At 36.3% G+C, this 689-nt stretch carries 1 pseudogene; it reads left to right on the top strand.

The annotated features are described in order from the left end of the window. Positions 1-320: 320 nt before the first annotated feature. Positions 321-689, top strand: a pseudogene (locus H4J69_RS19630) (transposase); the annotation flags it as partial.

Genomic DNA, 689 nt, shown 5'->3' with positions numbered 1-689 from the left:
CGGACTACTTATTAAAATTAAGATATGTCGTCTTTGTAGTAAAAGTGATCTGAAGAGATCAATCTCAGACATTATGCGTGTAACACATGAAAGCTCGATTTTAGGTTGTCATTTCGCCATGCTGAAATATTATTAAGCCACCCATAATAACTTGTTTGTTTTTTCAACAATAAACTAGACTTAATTTACCCCTGTTAAGTGTGGTAATTATTATGCCCAAGCCTCGTTCACAACACTAATTAAGCCACCCATAATAACTTGTTTGTTTTTTCAACAACAAACTACACTTAATTTACCCTCTTATAAGTGTGGTGATAGTTATGCCAAAGCCTCGTTCACAACAAATTAGTTTATCTGATACGCCGTATTATCATATTTGTAGTCAAACCGTTCGAAAAGCCTTTTTATGTGGTATTGATAAAGAAACAGGTGTCAGTTATGAGCACAGGCGTCATTGGATTGAACAGCGCATTTTTACATTATCTCAGGTCTTTGCTATTGATATTTGTGCTCACGCTGTCATGAATAATCACTTACATTTAGTCCTTCATGTTGATAGTGAACAAGCTAACAACTGGACGACGCTAGAGGTACTGTCCCGTTGGCATAAGTTGTTCAAAGGCACCCTATTAACCCGTCAATATCAGCAAGAGCAATCATTAACGACATTCGAAATGGAAATGGTTGAA

Source organism: Colwellia sp. BRX10-9 (assembly GCF_014077405.1).
Lineage (GTDB): Bacteria > Pseudomonadota > Gammaproteobacteria > Enterobacterales > Alteromonadaceae > Colwellia_A.
Note: the sequence above shows the minus strand (reverse complement) of the source record. Positions and strands in the feature narration are given on the sequence as shown.